The sequence below is a fragment of the Algoriella sp. genome (assembly GCF_036647415.1).
Lineage (GTDB): Bacteria > Bacteroidota > Bacteroidia > Flavobacteriales > Weeksellaceae > Empedobacter.
The window spans coordinates 1-17384 of record NZ_JAVXKG010000026.1 but is presented as its reverse complement, the minus strand read 5'-3'; the positions used below and the strand labels follow the sequence as shown (position 1 = coordinate 17384).

The following is a 17384-nucleotide window of genomic DNA, read 5'->3' as shown; positions in this document are numbered from 1 at the left end:
AATCAACACTACTTTAACGCATTTTAATTCTTTTTAATTTAATCTAAAATATTGTAATTTTAGAATCATATTAAAACTTAAAATGACAACCCAACAATACTTAGAAAATTTAAACCGACTTTATCAAACAGGTAATGCACGAGAACACTCATACAGAGGTGATTTACAAACATTATTAGCCTCTATTCTACCTTCAGATATTTTAGTAACTAATGAACCTGCTCGTGTAGCTTGTGGCGCACCAGATTATGTTTTAACCAAAGGTAAAGCAAATATTCCTGTAGGATATATTGAAGCAAAAGATATTGGTGTAAAATTAGACAGCAAAACACTGAAAGAGCAATTCGATAGATACCGTAATGGTTTATCCAACTTAATCATTACGGATTATATGCTTTTTGACTTTTATCGTGATGGAGAAAAAACAACAAGTATTGAAATTGCGGAATTAGTAGATGGTAAAATAATTGCTAAACCCGAAAACTTCGAAACATTTACAAGTTTAATTAAAAACTTTGCTGAAACAGTTTCACAAACTATAAAAAGTCCACAACGTCTTGCTGAATTATTAGCAGGTAAGGCACGTTTAATGGCTGATGTTATCGAAAAATCTTTAAATGATGATGATAAACATGAGAGAGCTTCTGATTTAAAATATCAGATGAATACTTTCAAACGAATGTTAATCCACGATATTAATAATAAATCTTTTGCGGACATCTATGCACAAACAATTGCTTATGGGATGTTTGCTGCTCGTTATAACGATCCAACATTAGAAACATTTTCTCGTTTAGAAGCTGCTGAACTAATCCCAAAATCTAATCCCTTTCTACGTAAGTTATTCCAAGATATTGCAGGTTTTGATTTAGATGATCGTTTAGTTTGGATTGTTGACGAATTAGTCTCTATTTTCCTAGCAACTGATGTAGCCAAGATTATGCAGAATTTTGGAAAATCTACCAAGATGGAAGATCCTATAATTCACTTTTACGAAACATTTTTGTCTGAATATGATAGTAAATTACGTAAAGCTAGAGGAGTTTGGTACACGCCACAACCTGTGGTAAATTTTATAGTACGAGCAGTAGATGATATTTTGAAAGATGAATTTGGTTTACCTCGTGGATTAGCCGATACGTCTAAAACAAGAATCAAAGTTGATTCACAAAATCCTGATAAGCGTTCATCTACTGGATATAAACAAGAAGAAAGAGAAATACATCGCGTTCAAATTTTAGATCCTGCAACTGGTACAGGTACTTTCTTAGCCGAAACCGTAAAACATATTCATTCAAAATTTAAAGGGATGGAAGGTTTGTGGCCAAAATATGTTAAAGAAGACTTGATCCCTCGTTTGAATGGATTTGAGTTATTAATGGCTTCTTATGCAATGGCACATCTCAAAATGGATATGTTGTTGCAAGAAACAGGGTATAAAAGCACAGACGACCAACGTTTTCGTATATTCTTAACCAATTCATTAGAAGATGCACATAAAGAAACGGGTACATTATTTAGTTCTTGGCTTTCGGACGAAAGTGCACAAGCCAATGTTATTAAGAAAGATACGCCTATAATGGTGGTTATTGGTAATCCCCCATATAATAGAAATTCAAATAATAATAATGATTTTACTAAAAGTTTAATCTCTATTTACAAGGAAAATTTAAACGAAAGAAATACTGTTTCATTGGATAATGATTATGTTAAATTCATTGCTTTATCCGAGAAATTAATCAAAAAAAATAAAAGTGGAATTTTAGCATTCATATGTCCAAATGCATTTGTTAATGGTGTTACTTTTAAGAATATGAGAAATTCTTTAATAAAGACATTTGATTCAATATATATACTTGATTTACATGGTGATTCAACTAAAAAAGAATATGATGAAAATGGGAAGATTGATAAAAATGTTTTTGATATATTAACTGGAGTATCAATAAATATATTTGTTTCAAATGGTAAAAAGGATTCAAATAAATTAAGAATTTTTGATTTATTAGGATCAAGAAAATTTAAATATGATTTTTTATACTCTGAAAATATAAATTCAATAAATTGGAAATTATTAGAGGCTGAAAGAGACAAGCATTGGAGTCTCGTTGATTCAAATTTAGAGTATAGATTTAATAATTACATTTCAGTAAAAGATTTATTTTTAGAATCATCTCCTTGTATTAGAACACATAATGATAAAGAATTAGTTAATTTTAAAAAATTTGACACTAAAGATAACCAAGTCTATTTATTTAAAGCTTTCGATTTTAGATTTGTTGATTTTAATTTAAAAAAAATTGGTAGATCTAGAATTAAGACTATGAAACATTTTATAGGTTTTAATAATATTGGATTAATATTTCAAAGAGGTTCTTCGAATAATGATATAAATACACCATTTATAACTAAAGAACTAAGTGATCAAGGTGCTGTTCGTCCAGGTACAACTTCAACATCAAACGTTGCACCTCTATATCAATATAAAAATTTGAATCAAACGAGTATAGTAGATACTACAGAAAGAACTCCAAATCTTAATATGGAGATCGTAAATGAAATAGGAGAAAAATTAGGATTACACTTTTCACCCGAAAAACCTGATTACACAAATCAAACAGAAGAAACGAATCAATTTTATCCAATAGATATTTTAGATTATATCTATGCGGTTTTACATTCTCCAAAATATCGAGAAACGTATAAAGAGTTCCTTAAAATCGATTTTCCTCGTGTACCTTACCCAACAGACCAAAAACAATTTTGGGAGCTTGTAGCGTTAGGAAAACAGATTAGAGAAATACATTTATTAGAATCTCCTAAAGTTGATGATTTTATTTCTTCATATCCTATAGATGGATCTAACATTGTTGGCAAACCAAAATATGCAGATGGTAAAGTATATATTAACGATACACAATACTTTGATAATGTACCCGAAGTCGCTTGGAATTTCTACATCGGAGGTTATCAACCTGCTCAAAAATGGTTAAAAGACCGTAAAGAAATTGAATTAGGTTTCGAGGATATTATGCACTACAATAAAATAATTGTAGCGCTTACGGAAACAGACCGATTAATGAAAGAAATTGATAACACGTTTGAAATTTAAAAATGAAAATAAAATTTTTACAAGCAGGAAATGGGGATTCTTTTTTAATTTCTTTTAACGATGGCAAACAAAATCGTAATATATTAATAGATGGGGGTACTTCTGAAACGTATTATTCTCAAAATGCAAATACACAAGGTGATCTAAAAACTGAGTTAGATTATCTTAAAGACAGTGGTGAAACGATAGATCTTCTAATCTTAACTCATATAGACAATGATCATATATGTGGTTTACTAAAGTGGTTTGAATTAGATGATAAAGCCTATGAAATGGTTAAAAACGTTTGGTTTAATTCTGGGAAATTAATTGCAACTTATCTCAATGAACCAGAAATTGAAGATTTACGAGTGGGATTAAAAATCTTTTCAGATACCAAAACGGGAGTTCACGAAGCAATAGATTTTGAGGATTATTTAATTGACAAAGATATTTGGAATAAAAAGATTATAATTCAGGGGCAAAAAATTGAGGAATGTGGTATAAAAATTCAAATCTTATCTCCTAGTGAAGAACAATTAATTAGACTTCTAAAAGAATATAAAGATAAAACTGGTGATTCCGCATATACTGCTGGTAAAGGAAAAGACTGGCATAAAAACATCAAAGATTTTATTGAAGAAGAAAATAAATCTGACTTCAAATTTAGCCAGGATCGTAGTGTGAAAAACGGGAGCTCTATTTCATTTATAATGACTTTTAAAGATAAACACTTTTTATTTTTGGGCGATTCACATCCCAAAGGTGTAATAAAACAATTAAAAGCACTTGGATATAACAAAGATAATCCTTTAGAAGTAAATTTAATGAAGGTCTCTCACCATGGTAGTAAGGCAAATACTAACAAAGAACTGTTAAAAATTGTAAAAACAGAAAATTACTTTATCAGTACCGATAGTTCTGGGCATAATCATCCCAATAAAAGAACTTTAGCTAGAATAATAAATGCTAATCCTAAAGCAATTTTTCACTTTAATTATGAGCATGTTCGAAATGATATATTTAATCCACAAGATCGACAAGATTTTTATATAAAAGCCCGAATAACCAAAGAACTAGATTTTTAAATTATGACATTAGATGAATTAAAGCTGTATACTGTTCGGGTAATGGATGGAAGTGGTTGTTTATTTCAACCTATCATAGCTGAAAATAGTTATATGTATATCTTGACTGCTAAGCATCTGTTTGAAGGTGTAAAACAGGATAAAGATGGTAATGATATAAAGTTTGTAACTCAAGACGGAACAGAAATATCAATTATGAGGCAAGTTAATGTTGATGGTCATTGGCAAGAGCAAATAATTCCCTTTGTTCTAACAAAAGGTCAAACTTATTTTCCTCATAAAGAAGCTGATGCTGCAATTTTAAAAATTGATTCTTTACAAGGGTTCGACAAAATAATATCAATCGAAATTCCTAATAAAATTGACACTTATTCATTGTATGGATTTCCTAATCAAATGCGGGGTAATGCAATTGGAAACAAGGATACCGACTACAAGATTAGAGATTTAGGATTACCAGCTACAGGCCTAAAAAATGCACAGCTAATAAATGATACTCTTAACAAGCTTCAAATTGAGGGGATGTCAGGTGGGGGCATACTTTCAATCCAAGGCGAAAATATTTATATTATTGGAATACAAAGCGAAATGAAACATGCGAACTGGGCTAATGGTAAAATATGTTTTGTTCCTATGAAATATTTTTCTGAGATAATCAATTATGAGGAAAACAATGGATTGCTAACTCCACTACATCCCACTTACTTAGGTAAATTTGATTTTCTTCAAGATATTGCTTTCACACTGGAAGTAGACTTTATTGACGAAAATAAAATAGAAGATACTAGAACATACTTAAGAAATAAAGCTTTTGAAGTAATAAATTCAGGGTTAACTCCTATAAGTATAAAAAAACTATTCAATTATAAATTATTGATTGATGAGGATGAATTCAGTTGCTTGGATACAATAAATATTTGGATAGGATGGCTTGAGTTTTTAACCATTTTCAATATAGTAAAAGATGAGAATCTTGATGAAAAACTATTGCTTGAAATATTTGATTGCGTTAGATTAAAATATACTCACGTAGAGGATTGTACAACGCTATTTAAAGATAAACTTTCAAAGTCAGACTATACAGGCTTGAAAAAAGGTAATACAGTAGTGATAAACTCTAAAAACGCACCAAAAAAACCATTTAAGTTTGCTAACGGAATACCACGTAATATTACTAAAGTTCAAGATGTTAGAGGTTTTAGAACGGACTTTGGCATTGATCCTTTTCAGTCATTTAATTTTGTTCATCTAGATTACTATAAAACAGAATGCATTATTAATAAACTAGAGGAATATGAACATCTAGATGAAGCACAACTATTAACTAAACTAAAGCAAGAATACCATGAACTATTTAACTGAAGAATTACGATCTGATATAAAAGATGAGTTTCCTGATATCATATTCGAATATAGTGAGATAAATTTTGGTGGCATTATTCCAACTTTTTTTATAAATATTAAAGATGAAGAAAATCTAACAAATAAATGGAAAGCTATTACTGAATTTATCGCTGTACATTTTCAATCGTCGCTCAGAAATGAATTTAGTGTATGGAATATTTATCTATTTTTTATTCTAGAACAAGAAATAAAAGATGATCTAAAATATATCATTGAAAACGACACATTCTCAAGTAGAAAAATTATTATATATCCTAACCAAGATGTTGAAATAATTATTCAAGAACATATAAAGAATGATGATATAAAAATACAGTCTATTATGGATTTTGTAGAAAATCAATTCCAACCAAATCTAAATATTTGGAAAATATTAAATGAAATTCCTTATAAAAAGAAAATTACAGAAGATATCAAGAATGGACTTGACGAAATTATTCAAGAATTAAAAAAGGTAGAGAGCGATGAAGTTTAAAAAAATTGAAATTTCTGGTTTTAGAATATATGACGATCCTAAAGACGCAACATTTGACTTAACAACAGTGTCAGATAAACCAGCAGGTTTTATTTCATTGTACGCACCTAATGGATTTGGTAAAACATCGTTCTATGACGCAGTCGAATATGGTATAACAGGTTCTATAAATAGATTTTTTGTAGGTAATAGAGAACTTGATAAATTGGCGGATTGTCAAACTCAACAAAACGAATTATCTTTTATAAGAAATATTAATTCACCTGAGGAAAGAGAAACATATGTAAATATTACAACAGATTCTGCTAATAATCTCCCTATTATTAAAAAATTTAAAAAGCATGGTAATCAAATTCACGATTTAAATTTAAAGAATAAACCTATTACTCACGAATTTCACAAAGTAATTTTATCCCAAGAATGGATAACTGCATTTCTTACTGAACAAGACGGGGAATATCGTTATGAGAAGTTTATGGATAGACCTGAATTATCAATAATTAGCGAATATTATAATAAACTTAAACAAACCTATTCTGTTCAAAATACTAAAAAGAATAAACTTAAAGAGGATATAGCAGACTTTGAAAAGCGTTGTCAAAATATAGATTCTGAAAATTTACTTAAAACTGTCAATAATCAAATTCAATTATTAATAGAAATTTTTAAAGAAAAGTCTTTAACATTTTTGTCACTTGAAAGTACACAAGAAGACATAAAGAGACTCAAAGATATTATCGCAAATAGAACTATTTCCAGTAATCAAGAATCTAAATTGATTAAATTATTAGAATATATAGATATCTTAAAATCAGGCAATGATTCGATTATTGGAATTAAAGCCTACTTCTCTATTAAAGATATTAATCAAACAAATCACAAGAGGTTATTCGAAATACAAACTCTGATAGAGAAGTTTGAAAGTTTTGAAAAAATAGGAATAGAAATAGATAATATAAAGAAATTACAACAAAATTATATAGATGATAAAAATCTAGTAACAAAGGTGATTTCAGATTTTCTGGAATATGAACGGATATTAAATGAAATACAGGGGAAAATTAGATTAATATCGCAAACCGATGATAGTATTGAGGATATTAATAAGCAATTGGGTGTGCTAAATCGTACTGAAATAGAATTACGAAGCCAACTTGAAACGGTATTAAGACAATTGGAAGAATTGGCAACTAAAAAAACTAAGATTCCTGAAATAAAATTAGAATCTGAACTTCTAAATAATTTAATTGAAAAAACAGATAAGGAACTAAACGATAAAAAGGTACAGGTAGATAAGAAAGAAAAAGAACAGCGTGAATTAGATAGTTCTATTACGAATTTAGAACAAATAATCAAGCAAATAACAGATGGTCAATATCCTCAATTTTATAAAGACGAAAATCGAGAGATAAGTGAATTAGTGCATACATTAAAAGAAAGTGAGCAATTACTTTATAATGAAAATACAGCATTAAAATCTCTTAACACAACTATTAAACAACAAGAAACATTAAATCAAACAATATCAGATTTTATAAAAACAGGTCTATCTATAGTTGATGAACGTCAAGCGTCCTCTTGTCCTTTATGTGAACAGGTATATGGCTCGTACATTACATTAGTTGAAAAAATCACTAATAATAAGGCATTAGATGAAACATTGAAAACACTTCTTACTCAAAAAAGTAAGAGTGAATATCGCATTTTTGATTTAGCTACAAATATAAAAGAAACTAGGGAACAGCTTCTTGATATTTATACACAGCAATTAGATGGACTATCTATTAAAAATCAGGAAGAAAGACAGTCTTTGGAAAGTCTAAAACTGAATATTAAAGGTATTGAGGTTGAACTGAATATCTTAAAAGAGAAGAACAAAATTCAAAAACTTGACTTGAAAGGATTGTCGATTGAAGATTTTGAAAAACAAATTGATGCAAACATAATAGAAGCTAATAAATTAAGAGATATTATTAATCCTAAACTCTCTGTTAATAAAGAAGCCAGTGATAGGTTCAAGGAGCAGTTATTTTTCTTGAAAAACCAGATAGATTTACTTAAAGAAGAAAATAAAAGTCTAATTAATAATGACAAATATCTTTTTGTAAAACGATGGTTTAATGAATATTTTCCAGACAAAGAAATTAATAAAAATTTGATTTTCCAAAAAGATTCCTCACTTATACAAAATATAAGTCAATTGGCTATTGAACTTAAAGAAGCTAATGAAAAAAATGCTTCTCTTAATCAACAGCTAACATCGTTTAAAAAAGAGAATTTGTTGCAAGAGAAATTAGATTTGGCCAAATTAATTCATGAAAATGATACCAAATTAACTACTTACGATTACTTCCTAAAAGACAATTTGGATATTGATTCGTCCCATATGAACGAGACGATCCTATTAAATATAATTGAAGATAAGCAGACAAAATACAAGAGTGATTTGGAACATACACGATCTATAAAATTAGAATACCAAAAACTGGAGAAATATAGTGAGAATGTTTGGCCGTTTCTCCAATCAGAAAATGCTAAATTGAAACTGGCTAATGCTATAAAAGATCTTGACTTTTTAGAAAAGAAAGTAGAACGTGTTATAAAAAAAGAACTCGACAATGCCAGAACTTATCTTGAAAATCGAATCAAAAATTTCTTCCACGAAGAATTGATCAATAAACTATATAAAAAAATAGATCCACATCCCGAATTTAAGTCAGTAAAATTTAAGGCCAACTTTGATTATGATCATCCAAGATTGGATGTTTTTGTTGAGAATACTAAAAATGAAAATGTCCTAATACCAAATCTATATTTTAGCACTGCTCAAATTAATATATTAAGTTTAAGCATATTTTTAGCAAGTGCTTTAAATTCAATAGAATATAATTGTGTTTTCATTGATGATCCTATACAGTCCATGGATAGTGTAAATGTTTTATCTACTGTTGATTTATTTAGAAGCCTAGTTGTTAATGAGGGTAAACAAATTATTCTATCAACTCATGATGAGAATTTTCATAATCTGTTGATGAAAAAAATGCCACCAAATTTGTTTGATTCAAAGTTTTTAGAATTAGAAGCTTTTGGAAAAGTCAAATATTAACCCCCAAACCAACCCCCTTTTAAAAATAATCCCGATAAACAGTGCGTTTATCGGGATTTTAAGTGGTCCCACTTGGGCTCGAACCAAGGACTTGCTGATTATGAGTCAGCTACTCTAACCAGCTGAGTTATAGGACCAAAATTTATAGCTTTAAATTACTCCTCAGTGCTGAGGTTTACTGCTTAATTCGAGTGCAATATTAATGCTTATTTTTTAAATAACAAAATTATTTTACATCTTCGCATAGCTCTACTAGCACTCCATTGGTCGTTTTGGGGTGTAAAAACACAACACGCTTGTTATCTGCTCCTAATTTTGGTGTTTCATTTATAAAAATAAATCCCTCATTTTTAAGACGTTCAATTTCGAATTCCATATTTTCTACACCAAAAGCAATGTGATGAATTCCTTCACGATTTTTTTCTAAATATTTTTCAATTGCGCTATCTTTTTTTTCAGAACCGACCAATTCTATCTTAGATTCTCCAACTTCAAAGAAAGAAGTTCGCACTCCTTCCGACTCTACTTGCTCCTCTTTATAAGGTTTAGCTCCTAATAATTTTTCAAATAAATCATTTGAAATTCCTAAATCTTTTACCGCAATACCTATATGTTCTATTTTCATTGTATGTCTTTTTGTAAAGATAGAGTTTTCTAAAATTTTTATTTAAAATTTCGAGAGTTTGTTGTAATATTGAACTATGAGTTTTTATGATGATGGAAATCTATATCTCCGAAAAGGTCAGTATAGAAAAGCAATCGATTATTTTACATTATCGATTAAACGACAAATTGAGGTGGCTAATTCGTATTTCGGACGCGGATTAAGTCAATATTATATGAAGCAAAATACTGATGCAATCAAAGATTTTGATAAAGCGATAGATTTGGATCCAAAAAATCCTAATTTCTATTTCTATAGAGGTATGGCAAATTTTAATCAATATAATCCGACAAAAGCAGCAGAAAATTTTGATAAAGTGATCGAAATTGATCCACAAAGTTTTGTTGCTTATCATCAAAAAGGATATGTGTTGATGAATTTGAACAAGTTTGATGATGCAATTGCAAATTTCAACAAAGCATTAGAAATTAATCCAGATTACGAATCATGTTACCATAATCGTGCATTTTGTTACGATCAACTACAAGAATTTGACAAAGCAATTAGCGATTACACAAAAGTGATTGAGATGAAACCACATTTCTTATCATATTACAATAGAGGTAATACATATTTTGTTGTTGGAGATTTAGAAAAAGCTTTAGAAGATTTTAATCAATCAATTAATCTTAATCCAGAACATTTCTTGTCGTATTACAACAGAGGTGCAATTCTAGAAAAATTAGAGAAACAGACAGAAGCAATCGAGGAATATAAAAAGGCTTTACATCTAAATCCTGAGTTTTATTTAGCATCGGAAAGACTTTCTTATTTAGAAAATCTGAATTAAAAATAAGTAAATTATTTTCATCAATTATATTAACTGACATATTGGCAAATAAATGTTTGGGTATAGAATTTGTTTATATAAAGACATCAAATTTAGACTATGAAAGTTAAAAATATATCAAAAGTAAGCGGGCCAATGCCTATTAGCGATCCATATATTATGGGAGTTCATCATTACGATAAATTTCCGAAAGGAAATGGAGAAATGGGACCAAATGAATCGTTAAGTGGAAGAAAAAAAGGTAACGATTTTAATCCTGAAAATGATTGGAGAATGTATCACGGAGAAAAAATTCCGGGTTTTCCACATCATCCACACAGAGGTTTTGAAATTATTTCTATCGTGCCAGAAGGTTTTGCAGATCATTTTGACTCTAAAGGATCAAAAGGTAGATACGGACAAGGCGATGTGCAGTTGATGAGCGCAGGATCTGGTGTTTTACATTCAGAAATGTTTCCTTTGGTAAATGATGACAAAGAAAATCCTTTACGTTTATTTCAGATTTGGTTAAATCTTCCTGGAAAAAATAAATTAACCGATCCAGATTATAAAATGATTTGGAAAGAGAATTTACCTGAAGGTAATTTTGAAGATAAAAATGGTGCAAATGTTAATGTAAAAGTTGTTTTAGGAGAATATCAAGGTGTAAAATCTGTAGATCCTCTTAAAAATTCTTGGGCTGCAGATCCTAACAATCACGTAGGTATTGCAATGATTACCTTAGACCCTAACACTACATTTACTTTGCCTAATGTATCTTCTACAATGAAGCGTTATGTTTTGTTTTATGACGGAAAATCTACTATTGATATAGATTCTTACAAATTACAACAAGATCAATTAGCAGATTTGATGGGAGATCAAGAAATAGAAATTATAAATGGTGATTCTCCAGCTAAAATTTTGATTTTAGAAGGAGAGCCTATAAACGAGCCTGTAGCTGCTTATGGACCTTTTGTTATGAATACGCAACAAGAGTTACAAGAAGCCTTTAATGAATACCGAAAAACAGAGTTTGGAGGTTGGCCATGGGGCGACAAAGAGTCAGATTTAGTAAATCCGAAAGATGCAGGACGTTTTGCAAGTTACGATTTTGATAAAGTAATTGATAAACCAGCCGTTTAGAAAATAGTAAAACTCAACTACAAAGTTGAGTTTTTTTATAAATTTATTTAACTTAAATCAATACAAATCAAGTTTTAAATAACTTACTTTACAAAAAAGACAACATTATGCAAATAGAAATAGCTGTTTTCGGGAAAAATAAAGAAATCATTGATACGCTAGAACGTATTATCAATAATAATGAAGAATGGAAAGCTTTTCCTGCGATTCAACAAGAAGATTTGAAAGTAATTTTACAAAATAATCCAATCAAAATCTTATTATACAGCAGTGGAATTGGAACTTCTGAAGTTGAAGAAACAGAAAAGTGGGTTGATGATAATTACACAAATATTATACAAATTCATCATTTTGGTGGAGGAAGTGGTTTGTTAAAATGTGAAATAAATAGTGCCTTAGAAGGCATTAAACCTATAAATAAACCGTTGCATAATGCAATTAGTTAAAAAATAGTTTAAAATCCTTTATTGAATTAAATTCTTAAAGGATTTTTTATTTATCAAACTGATTTTATAATCCAATAATCGCGAGAAATTCCCACATCGTTGCGCGAAATTTCTATTTCATCGCAAAAATCAAGAAATAATTCGTCATACGTTTTATCAATTTTTGGTGTAGAACCAATAATTTTAGTCAAAATATCATTGGTTGTATTTTCAGATAATTTACCCATAAAATTTTCGATAGAATTTTCCTTAAATCCTGCAAAACTACTTGGCACAAAAACCAAAACCTCATCAGCGTCAATCACTAAAAATGTTTTTGATTCTTTAATTAATTGAATAGTTTTCTCCTGTTCTTGCGGAGTTCCCATTTCCAAATACTCCAAAAATAATTCTACATTATCAAAAATATCTTCCTTATTATTTACCAATTCCATCGTATATATATTTTTGCAAAAATAGAAAAATTAATCCTCTTTTAACAACGCTTCAACCGTTAAATATTCAGTATAATTTTGCACAAAATCATGTTCAAAATCAATATCTTCTAATCGCATTTTAACTGTTTTTTTATCCACATCTATAAAATCTAAAACGGTTTGAACATTATAAACTTCAAGGCTCTCAAATTTCGGATAAAGTGTTATTTGCTTTAGAGTTAAAGCCAAAATAAAACAATTTATCCCATTAAAATTAACACCAATATCAGCAAAATTTTTATAAAACGAAATCAAATTTGTTTTGAGTTGAAGATTGTAATTAAAACTCTTCAATTTAAAGTTTTTCAACACCAATCGATTCGAAGTATTAAGGACAATTTCTTCTGTAATTTGCAGATTTTTACTCAACATTTCTAACACAAATTTATCTTCTTCTAATTGATACAAAAGGTTAAGATAACGCTTCGCTTCATCAAAATTAAATAACTCCAAATTAACCAAAGCCGAAAGAAATAAAAAACGTTTGTTTGCCGGAAATACAATTTCTAACTCTTGCAAATACTTCGATGCTTCCTCAAATTTCAGCTTTTGTATATAATATTCCGCAATATAAAAATTGGCTGCAAACAGATAATCATCTTCCTTTTTCGCCTCTAATAAATACAGAATAGATTCTTCATTAAAATTCAGATTTCGTTGCACAACACCTTTCAGAAATAACGCTTTTTTATCGCGTGGAAACTCTTGTAGCACTTGATTTAGTAAATCTTGCGCTTTAATTAATTGTTGAATTGGATTATGAATAAACGTAAAATTTTTCCAGACTGGATATTGATTTTCGTCTACTTGATCATCTAAAATCAGAAAAAATATGTCATTAAATAATCGATTATAATCCACAATATTGGTTTTAGTAGGATAAAATTAAGATTTTTTGAGGAGTTTTGTTTCATCAAACAAAAAAATCATCAATTTCTTGATGATTTTTCCTATTTTAAAATTGTTGTCTTTTTATTTTTCCACTTTCTGTTCGTGGAAATTCAGCTAGAAAAATGATTTCTTTTGGAACTTGATAGTTGGTTAAATTAGCTTTTGATAAATCAATTTCTTGTACCGAACCTTCAATCACTAAAATTAATTTTTGTCCCAAAACTTCATCTTTTTTTGATGTAATATAAAATTCTGAATAAATAAATGGCTTTATTTTGTCTTCTATTTGTTCTGGAAAAAGTTTTATTCCTCCCGAATTTATAACATTATCTGCGCGTCCAATCCAATTAAAAGTATGTTCATCAATAATTTCTACAATATCATTTGTCACAACTTGTAAACCGTCGTAAGGCGTATCAATCACCAAACATCCACGATTATCTTGCGAAATCTTTACTTCATCAAAAGCTTCAAAAGCATTTTTTATATTCGGAAATTTATGATTTGCAACTTGTTTGAAAGCTATATGTGTAATCGTTTCTGTCATTGCATACGTTTCGTAAACTTCATTATCAAACGAAAAAAGCTCTTGTTTTACTTTATCTGAAAGCGGCGCTCCTCCAATAATTAATTTCTTACATTTTAACACAAAATCTATCGAATTTTCGACTTGCATTGGTGTTAAAGCAACAAAATCTATTGCATCTAACTTTTGATTAATCCCATTATTGATTTCATCTAACAAAATATGAGAAGTTGGTTGAATACAAATTAATTTCAAACCGATTTCTATTGCACGAATTAACATCAACTTACCTGCAATGTACGTAACTGGCATTGCTAAAAGTGCAGAATTACCACGTTGTAAATGCAAATATTTTCCTGTCATATTTCCACTTTTTCGCATATTTTTTTTGGTCAAAATAATCTCTTTCGGCGTTCCTGTAGAACCCGAAGTATGCACAATCATAACATCAGAATCAGAAAACCAATCAACCAAAAAGTCTTTTACAGATTGTTCAAAATCATTCTGTGGAATAATGGTTTGAATATCAAAATTATCTTGAGAAAAATCTAAATACAACATCCTATTTATGATAACTTACCCCTGCGTTAATTTCTACATCTAAAATATTATTCGCTGGTGGAATTGGGCAATTATAATGCTTGCTATACGCACAATATGGATTATAAACTTGATTAAAATCTAAGATAATTTCGTCTTTCAAATCCTTTATACTCAAATCCAAATAACGACCACCACCATAAGAAGTTACGCCATTTGTTTCGTCCATAAAAGGCAAAAACAAACTATCTTCGTACTTCTCCATAATTGGTGAAGATTGATAAACCGTCAACGTTTGTTGTTGATTATCTATCATAAAAGTTACTGTTCCGTATTCTTTGTAATTTTTTATCTTTTTCGCCGAAGTCGGAAACGGAATTATTTTACCATTTTCTATTGGTGTAAATTTTGCTTTAACCATATATTTTGTATCAATAGGAAAAAACGTAATTCCTTTAAAATTTGTACGTTCTTCATCAACCAAAGGCGTTGTTTTTGGATTTGTATATTCTGCTGCCAATTTTGTTTGATAAAGTTGAATATCTTCGATTTTTATCAATTGTTTTGTAGAATTACAACTTACCAAAATCACACAAATGGTAAGTGCTAAAAATAATTTATTTCTCATGGTTTATTTCTGTATAAAAACTCTCCTTTTAACGCTAATCTACTGGGAAAATTGTTGGTAAATAATCCGCCAGTTCCCAAACCTTGAGGCATTTCTGGATAAAGAATTGCTGTCCATTGCGCAATAGCATTTAAGCCAACATTACTTTCTAATGCAGATGTAATCCAAAACGGAATTTCGTACGCATCAGCAGCATTTATCCATTCTAAAGAACCTCTAACTCCACCAACCAAACTTGGTTTTAGAATAATATATTGCGGTTTTATTTTCTCTAAAAGTGTTAATTTATCTTCTTGAAAAACAATTCCGATTAATTCTTCGTCTAATACTATTGGCGTTGGCGTTGTTGCACACAATTCTGCCATTTGCTCTATATTTCCTGCTTTGATAGGTTGTTCGATAGAATGAATTTTTAATTCTGCTAATTGTTCTAAAACAACTTTCGCCTCTTCAAAAGTAAATCCACCATTTGCATCAACACGTAATTCTAATTCTTCAGCAGAAAAATCTTGGCGCAATTGCTGAATAATTTTAAATTCATTTTCCCAATCAACACCAATTTTAAGCTTAAGACATGTATAACCAATTGCTAATTTTTCTTTGATTTGATCGCGCATAAAATCGATAGAACCCATCCAAATCAATCCATTTGTTTGGATTCCCTTCTCTCCTTTTGAGAAAGCAGATTCGTACAAATCTGGATTTAATTTATCTGTATAATTGTCGTTATAGCGATTGGCAAACAAACTCTGAAAAGCCTGCTCTACACCAAACTGAATAGAAGGCCATTCGCGCAATTGCGACCAAAGTTCCTCGATTCCCAAATCTAAATTATCACAAACCCATTGCAATTTTTCTTCATATTCTGGGCGATCATCAAAACTTAATCCGACAAACAAACCACATTCGCCAATATATTCCTTTCCATCTTCTTCTATTGTAAAAAGATAAGTTAATTTTTCTGTCAAAACACCACGCGAAGTTCCGCTCGGATTTTTGAAAATTAACGTATAAGGTTCAAAACTTGCTTTCATATTTCAAAGTTAGACAAATATGATTATTTAGGATAAATGTTTTGGATGAAAAATAACATAATTCATGTAAAAGAATCTGACAAAATTGTTTCGCTATCCACCACTCTATATTTTAAATTAAGATCAATTTACTTCGCTATCCCACATTTTTTTTATTCCATAAGTATCTAATTTCCTTAAAAATAATTATATTAGAGGATTATTTAACGAAATACAGATATAGATGTTTTTTCACGAAACTAACTAAATTTTTATTTCGTAAAAAAACAATGATGTAGCGCAATTCTTCGCTCCGCTATGAATTGCGCTACATCGCTCGTCGGATTACATCCTATGATATCCACAATTCTCGCTATCGCTCGAACTGCGTACATCATAGGATTTGAGAAATCCAAAATTCACGTAACTTCGTTACTAAATTTTGGACTATCACAAATCCGACGAGCGTTATACAAAATTGCGCATTTTTGCTGTGTATTTTATTACATATTTCATCCCAAATTAAATTCTATTTCTCACTATTTTCAAACTTCGGATTCAGTTATTTTTCGAGCGTTATAAATGAAAATAAAAGTAAAATTTTCTAAATCTACGTTTCATCTTTTTATAAAATTATAGGAAAATTTATTTCAAGTTTAGTAATTATTCGAATTCTGTTTTGTTGTTTTTTCTTGAATTTCATTATTTAAAACGAACAATATTTTCCTATTTCCGAAAGTCTTTTTTCATAATTTTTCGAACTATTTCATCTGAATATTTTCAAACCATAAATTCTGCTTTTTCTAAAATGAAATCATTTTTTTCAAACTTTAAAACTTATTCCAAAACTCCAATTCTTCCATTTTTCAAACATTTCGCAACAATGTATAACATTGTATTTACGAAAAAACGGGCTGAAAGTAAACTTTCAACCCAGCTTTTTCCGCTCGCAAAATTGCTTTTATGAAAACTTCTACTTAAATTAGTTTCATAAAATGAGCAATTTGCTTGAACGTACGAAATTGAACTTCGTTCAAATTCTCCCCGTTCTTCGCAAATACAAGGTTCGTTATACAAAATTGCGCATTTTTGCTGCGTATTTTATTACTTATTTTCCTCCC

The 17384-nt window shown here is 29.5% G+C and carries 14 protein-coding genes and 1 tRNA gene; 8 read left to right on the top strand and 7 right to left on the bottom strand.

The features are described 5' to 3' along the window. Positions 1-82: 82 nt before the first annotated feature. The 5 genes from RSC72_RS11230 to RSC72_RS11210 are packed head-to-tail and all read left to right on the top strand — an operon-like array spanning position 83 to position 9164. On the top strand, positions 83-3112 hold the full coding sequence (locus RSC72_RS11230) for a type ISP restriction/modification enzyme (protein ID WP_332545394.1): 3030 nt from the start codon (positions 83-85) through the stop codon (positions 3110-3112). 2 nt (positions 3113-3114) lie between these two features. Beyond that, positions 3115-4179 carry a ComEC/Rec2 family competence protein gene (locus RSC72_RS11225; RefSeq protein WP_332545396.1) on the top strand — a complete coding sequence of 355 codons (1065 nt, stop codon included), beginning with the start codon at positions 3115-3117 and terminating at the stop codon, positions 4177-4179. A gap of 3 nt (positions 4180-4182) precedes the next feature. After that, the gene (locus RSC72_RS11220) at positions 4183-5541 is read left to right on the top strand and encodes an ABC-three component system protein (protein ID WP_332545398.1); all 1359 of its coding nucleotides are present in this window, start codon (positions 4183-4185) and stop codon (positions 5539-5541) included. Next, on the top strand, positions 5525-6058 hold the full coding sequence (locus tag RSC72_RS11215; protein WP_332545400.1) for an ABC-three component system middle component 1: 534 nt from the start codon (positions 5525-5527) through the stop codon (positions 6056-6058). The genes RSC72_RS11220 and RSC72_RS11215 overlap by 17 nt, the downstream gene beginning before the upstream one ends. Continuing rightward, on the top strand, positions 6048-9164 hold the full coding sequence (locus RSC72_RS11210; RefSeq protein ID WP_332545402.1) for a hypothetical protein: 3117 nt from the start codon (positions 6048-6050) through the stop codon (positions 9162-9164). The genes RSC72_RS11215 and RSC72_RS11210 overlap by 11 nt, the downstream gene beginning before the upstream one ends. Before the next feature lie 63 nt (positions 9165-9227). Here the strand turns inward: RSC72_RS11210 and RSC72_RS11205 are convergent. Together RSC72_RS11205 and mce are read right to left on the bottom strand one after the other, a co-directional pair. Then, positions 9228-9301 (bottom strand) — tRNA-Ile (locus RSC72_RS11205). Positions 9302-9390: 89 nt separating this feature from the next. Next, entirely contained in the window at positions 9391-9789 is a 399-nt protein-coding gene (gene mce / locus RSC72_RS11200; protein WP_332545403.1) for a methylmalonyl-CoA epimerase, read from the bottom strand. Between the two features lie 76 nt (positions 9790-9865). Here mce and RSC72_RS11195 point away from each other — a divergent pair, with 76 nt between their 5' ends. The 3 genes from RSC72_RS11195 to RSC72_RS11185 all read left to right on the top strand — a co-directional run bounded on the left by RSC72_RS11195 (position 9866) and on the right by RSC72_RS11185 (position 12189). Beyond that, entirely contained in the window at positions 9866-10618 is a 753-nt protein-coding gene (locus RSC72_RS11195) for a tetratricopeptide repeat protein (protein ID WP_332545404.1), read from the top strand. Between the two features lie 99 nt (positions 10619-10717). Continuing rightward, the gene (locus tag RSC72_RS11190) at positions 10718-11743 is read left to right on the top strand and encodes a pirin family protein (protein WP_332545405.1); all 1026 of its coding nucleotides are present in this window, start codon (positions 10718-10720) and stop codon (positions 11741-11743) included. 107 nt (positions 11744-11850) lie between these two features. Continuing rightward, a complete protein-coding gene (locus tag RSC72_RS11185; RefSeq protein WP_332545406.1) occupies positions 11851-12189 on the top strand; it encodes a hypothetical protein in 339 nt (112 codons plus the stop codon). Positions 12190-12242: 53 nt separating this feature from the next. Here the strand turns inward: RSC72_RS11185 and RSC72_RS11180 are convergent, their stop codons facing one another. The 5 genes from RSC72_RS11180 to RSC72_RS11160 all read right to left on the bottom strand — a co-directional run bounded on the left by RSC72_RS11180 (position 12243) and on the right by RSC72_RS11160 (position 16284). Continuing rightward, positions 12243-12623 carry a hypothetical protein gene (locus RSC72_RS11180; RefSeq protein WP_332545407.1) on the bottom strand — a complete coding sequence of 127 codons (381 nt, stop codon included), beginning with the start codon at positions 12621-12623 and terminating at the stop codon, positions 12243-12245. Positions 12624-12653: 30 nt separating this feature from the next. Then, on the bottom strand, positions 12654-13526 hold the full coding sequence (locus RSC72_RS11175; protein ID WP_332545408.1) for a tetratricopeptide repeat protein: 873 nt from the start codon (positions 13524-13526) through the stop codon (positions 12654-12656). Positions 13527-13620: 94 nt separating this feature from the next. Then, positions 13621-14643: an AMP-binding protein gene (locus RSC72_RS11170; protein ID WP_332545410.1), complete on the bottom strand. Its 1023-nt coding sequence runs from the start codon at positions 14641-14643 to the stop codon at positions 13621-13623. 1 nt (position 14644) lies between these two features. After that, positions 14645-15250 (bottom strand): DUF1684 domain-containing protein, encoded by a 606-nt coding sequence (locus tag RSC72_RS11165; RefSeq protein WP_332545412.1) that lies wholly within the window; start codon positions 15248-15250, stop codon positions 14645-14647. Continuing rightward, a complete protein-coding gene (locus tag RSC72_RS11160; protein ID WP_332545415.1) occupies positions 15247-16284 on the bottom strand; it encodes an o-succinylbenzoate synthase in 1038 nt (345 codons plus the stop codon). Before RSC72_RS11160 ends, RSC72_RS11165 begins: the two co-directional genes overlap by 4 nt. Between the last annotated feature and the right edge of the window lie 1100 nt (positions 16285-17384).

Coding starts and splice junctions, on each gene's coding strand:
- RSC72_RS11230 (WP_332545394.1), top strand. CDS start 83: ATGACAACCCAACAATACTTAGAAAATTTAAACCGACTTTATCAAACA.
- RSC72_RS11225 (WP_332545396.1), top strand. CDS start 3,115: ATGAAAATAAAATTTTTACAAGCAGGAAATGGGGATTCTTTTTTAATT.
- RSC72_RS11220 (WP_332545398.1), top strand. CDS start 4,183: ATGACATTAGATGAATTAAAGCTGTATACTGTTCGGGTAATGGATGGA.
- RSC72_RS11215 (WP_332545400.1), top strand. CDS start 5,525: ATGAACTATTTAACTGAAGAATTACGATCTGATATAAAAGATGAGTTT.
- RSC72_RS11210 (WP_332545402.1), top strand. CDS start 6,048: ATGAAGTTTAAAAAAATTGAAATTTCTGGTTTTAGAATATATGACGAT.
- mce (WP_332545403.1), bottom strand. CDS start 9,789: ATGAAAATAGAACATATAGGTATTGCGGTAAAAGATTTAGGAATTTCA.
- RSC72_RS11195 (WP_332545404.1), top strand. CDS start 9,866: ATGAGTTTTTATGATGATGGAAATCTATATCTCCGAAAAGGTCAGTAT.
- RSC72_RS11190 (WP_332545405.1), top strand. CDS start 10,718: ATGAAAGTTAAAAATATATCAAAAGTAAGCGGGCCAATGCCTATTAGC.
- RSC72_RS11185 (WP_332545406.1), top strand. CDS start 11,851: ATGCAAATAGAAATAGCTGTTTTCGGGAAAAATAAAGAAATCATTGAT.
- RSC72_RS11180 (WP_332545407.1), bottom strand. CDS start 12,623: ATGGAATTGGTAAATAATAAGGAAGATATTTTTGATAATGTAGAATTA.
- RSC72_RS11170 (WP_332545410.1), bottom strand. CDS start 14,643: ATGTTGTATTTAGATTTTTCTCAAGATAATTTTGATATTCAAACCATT.
- RSC72_RS11165 (WP_332545412.1), bottom strand. CDS start 15,250: ATGAGAAATAAATTATTTTTAGCACTTACCATTTGTGTGATTTTGGTA.
- RSC72_RS11160 (WP_332545415.1), bottom strand. CDS start 16,284: ATGAAAGCAAGTTTTGAACCTTATACGTTAATTTTCAAAAATCCGAGC.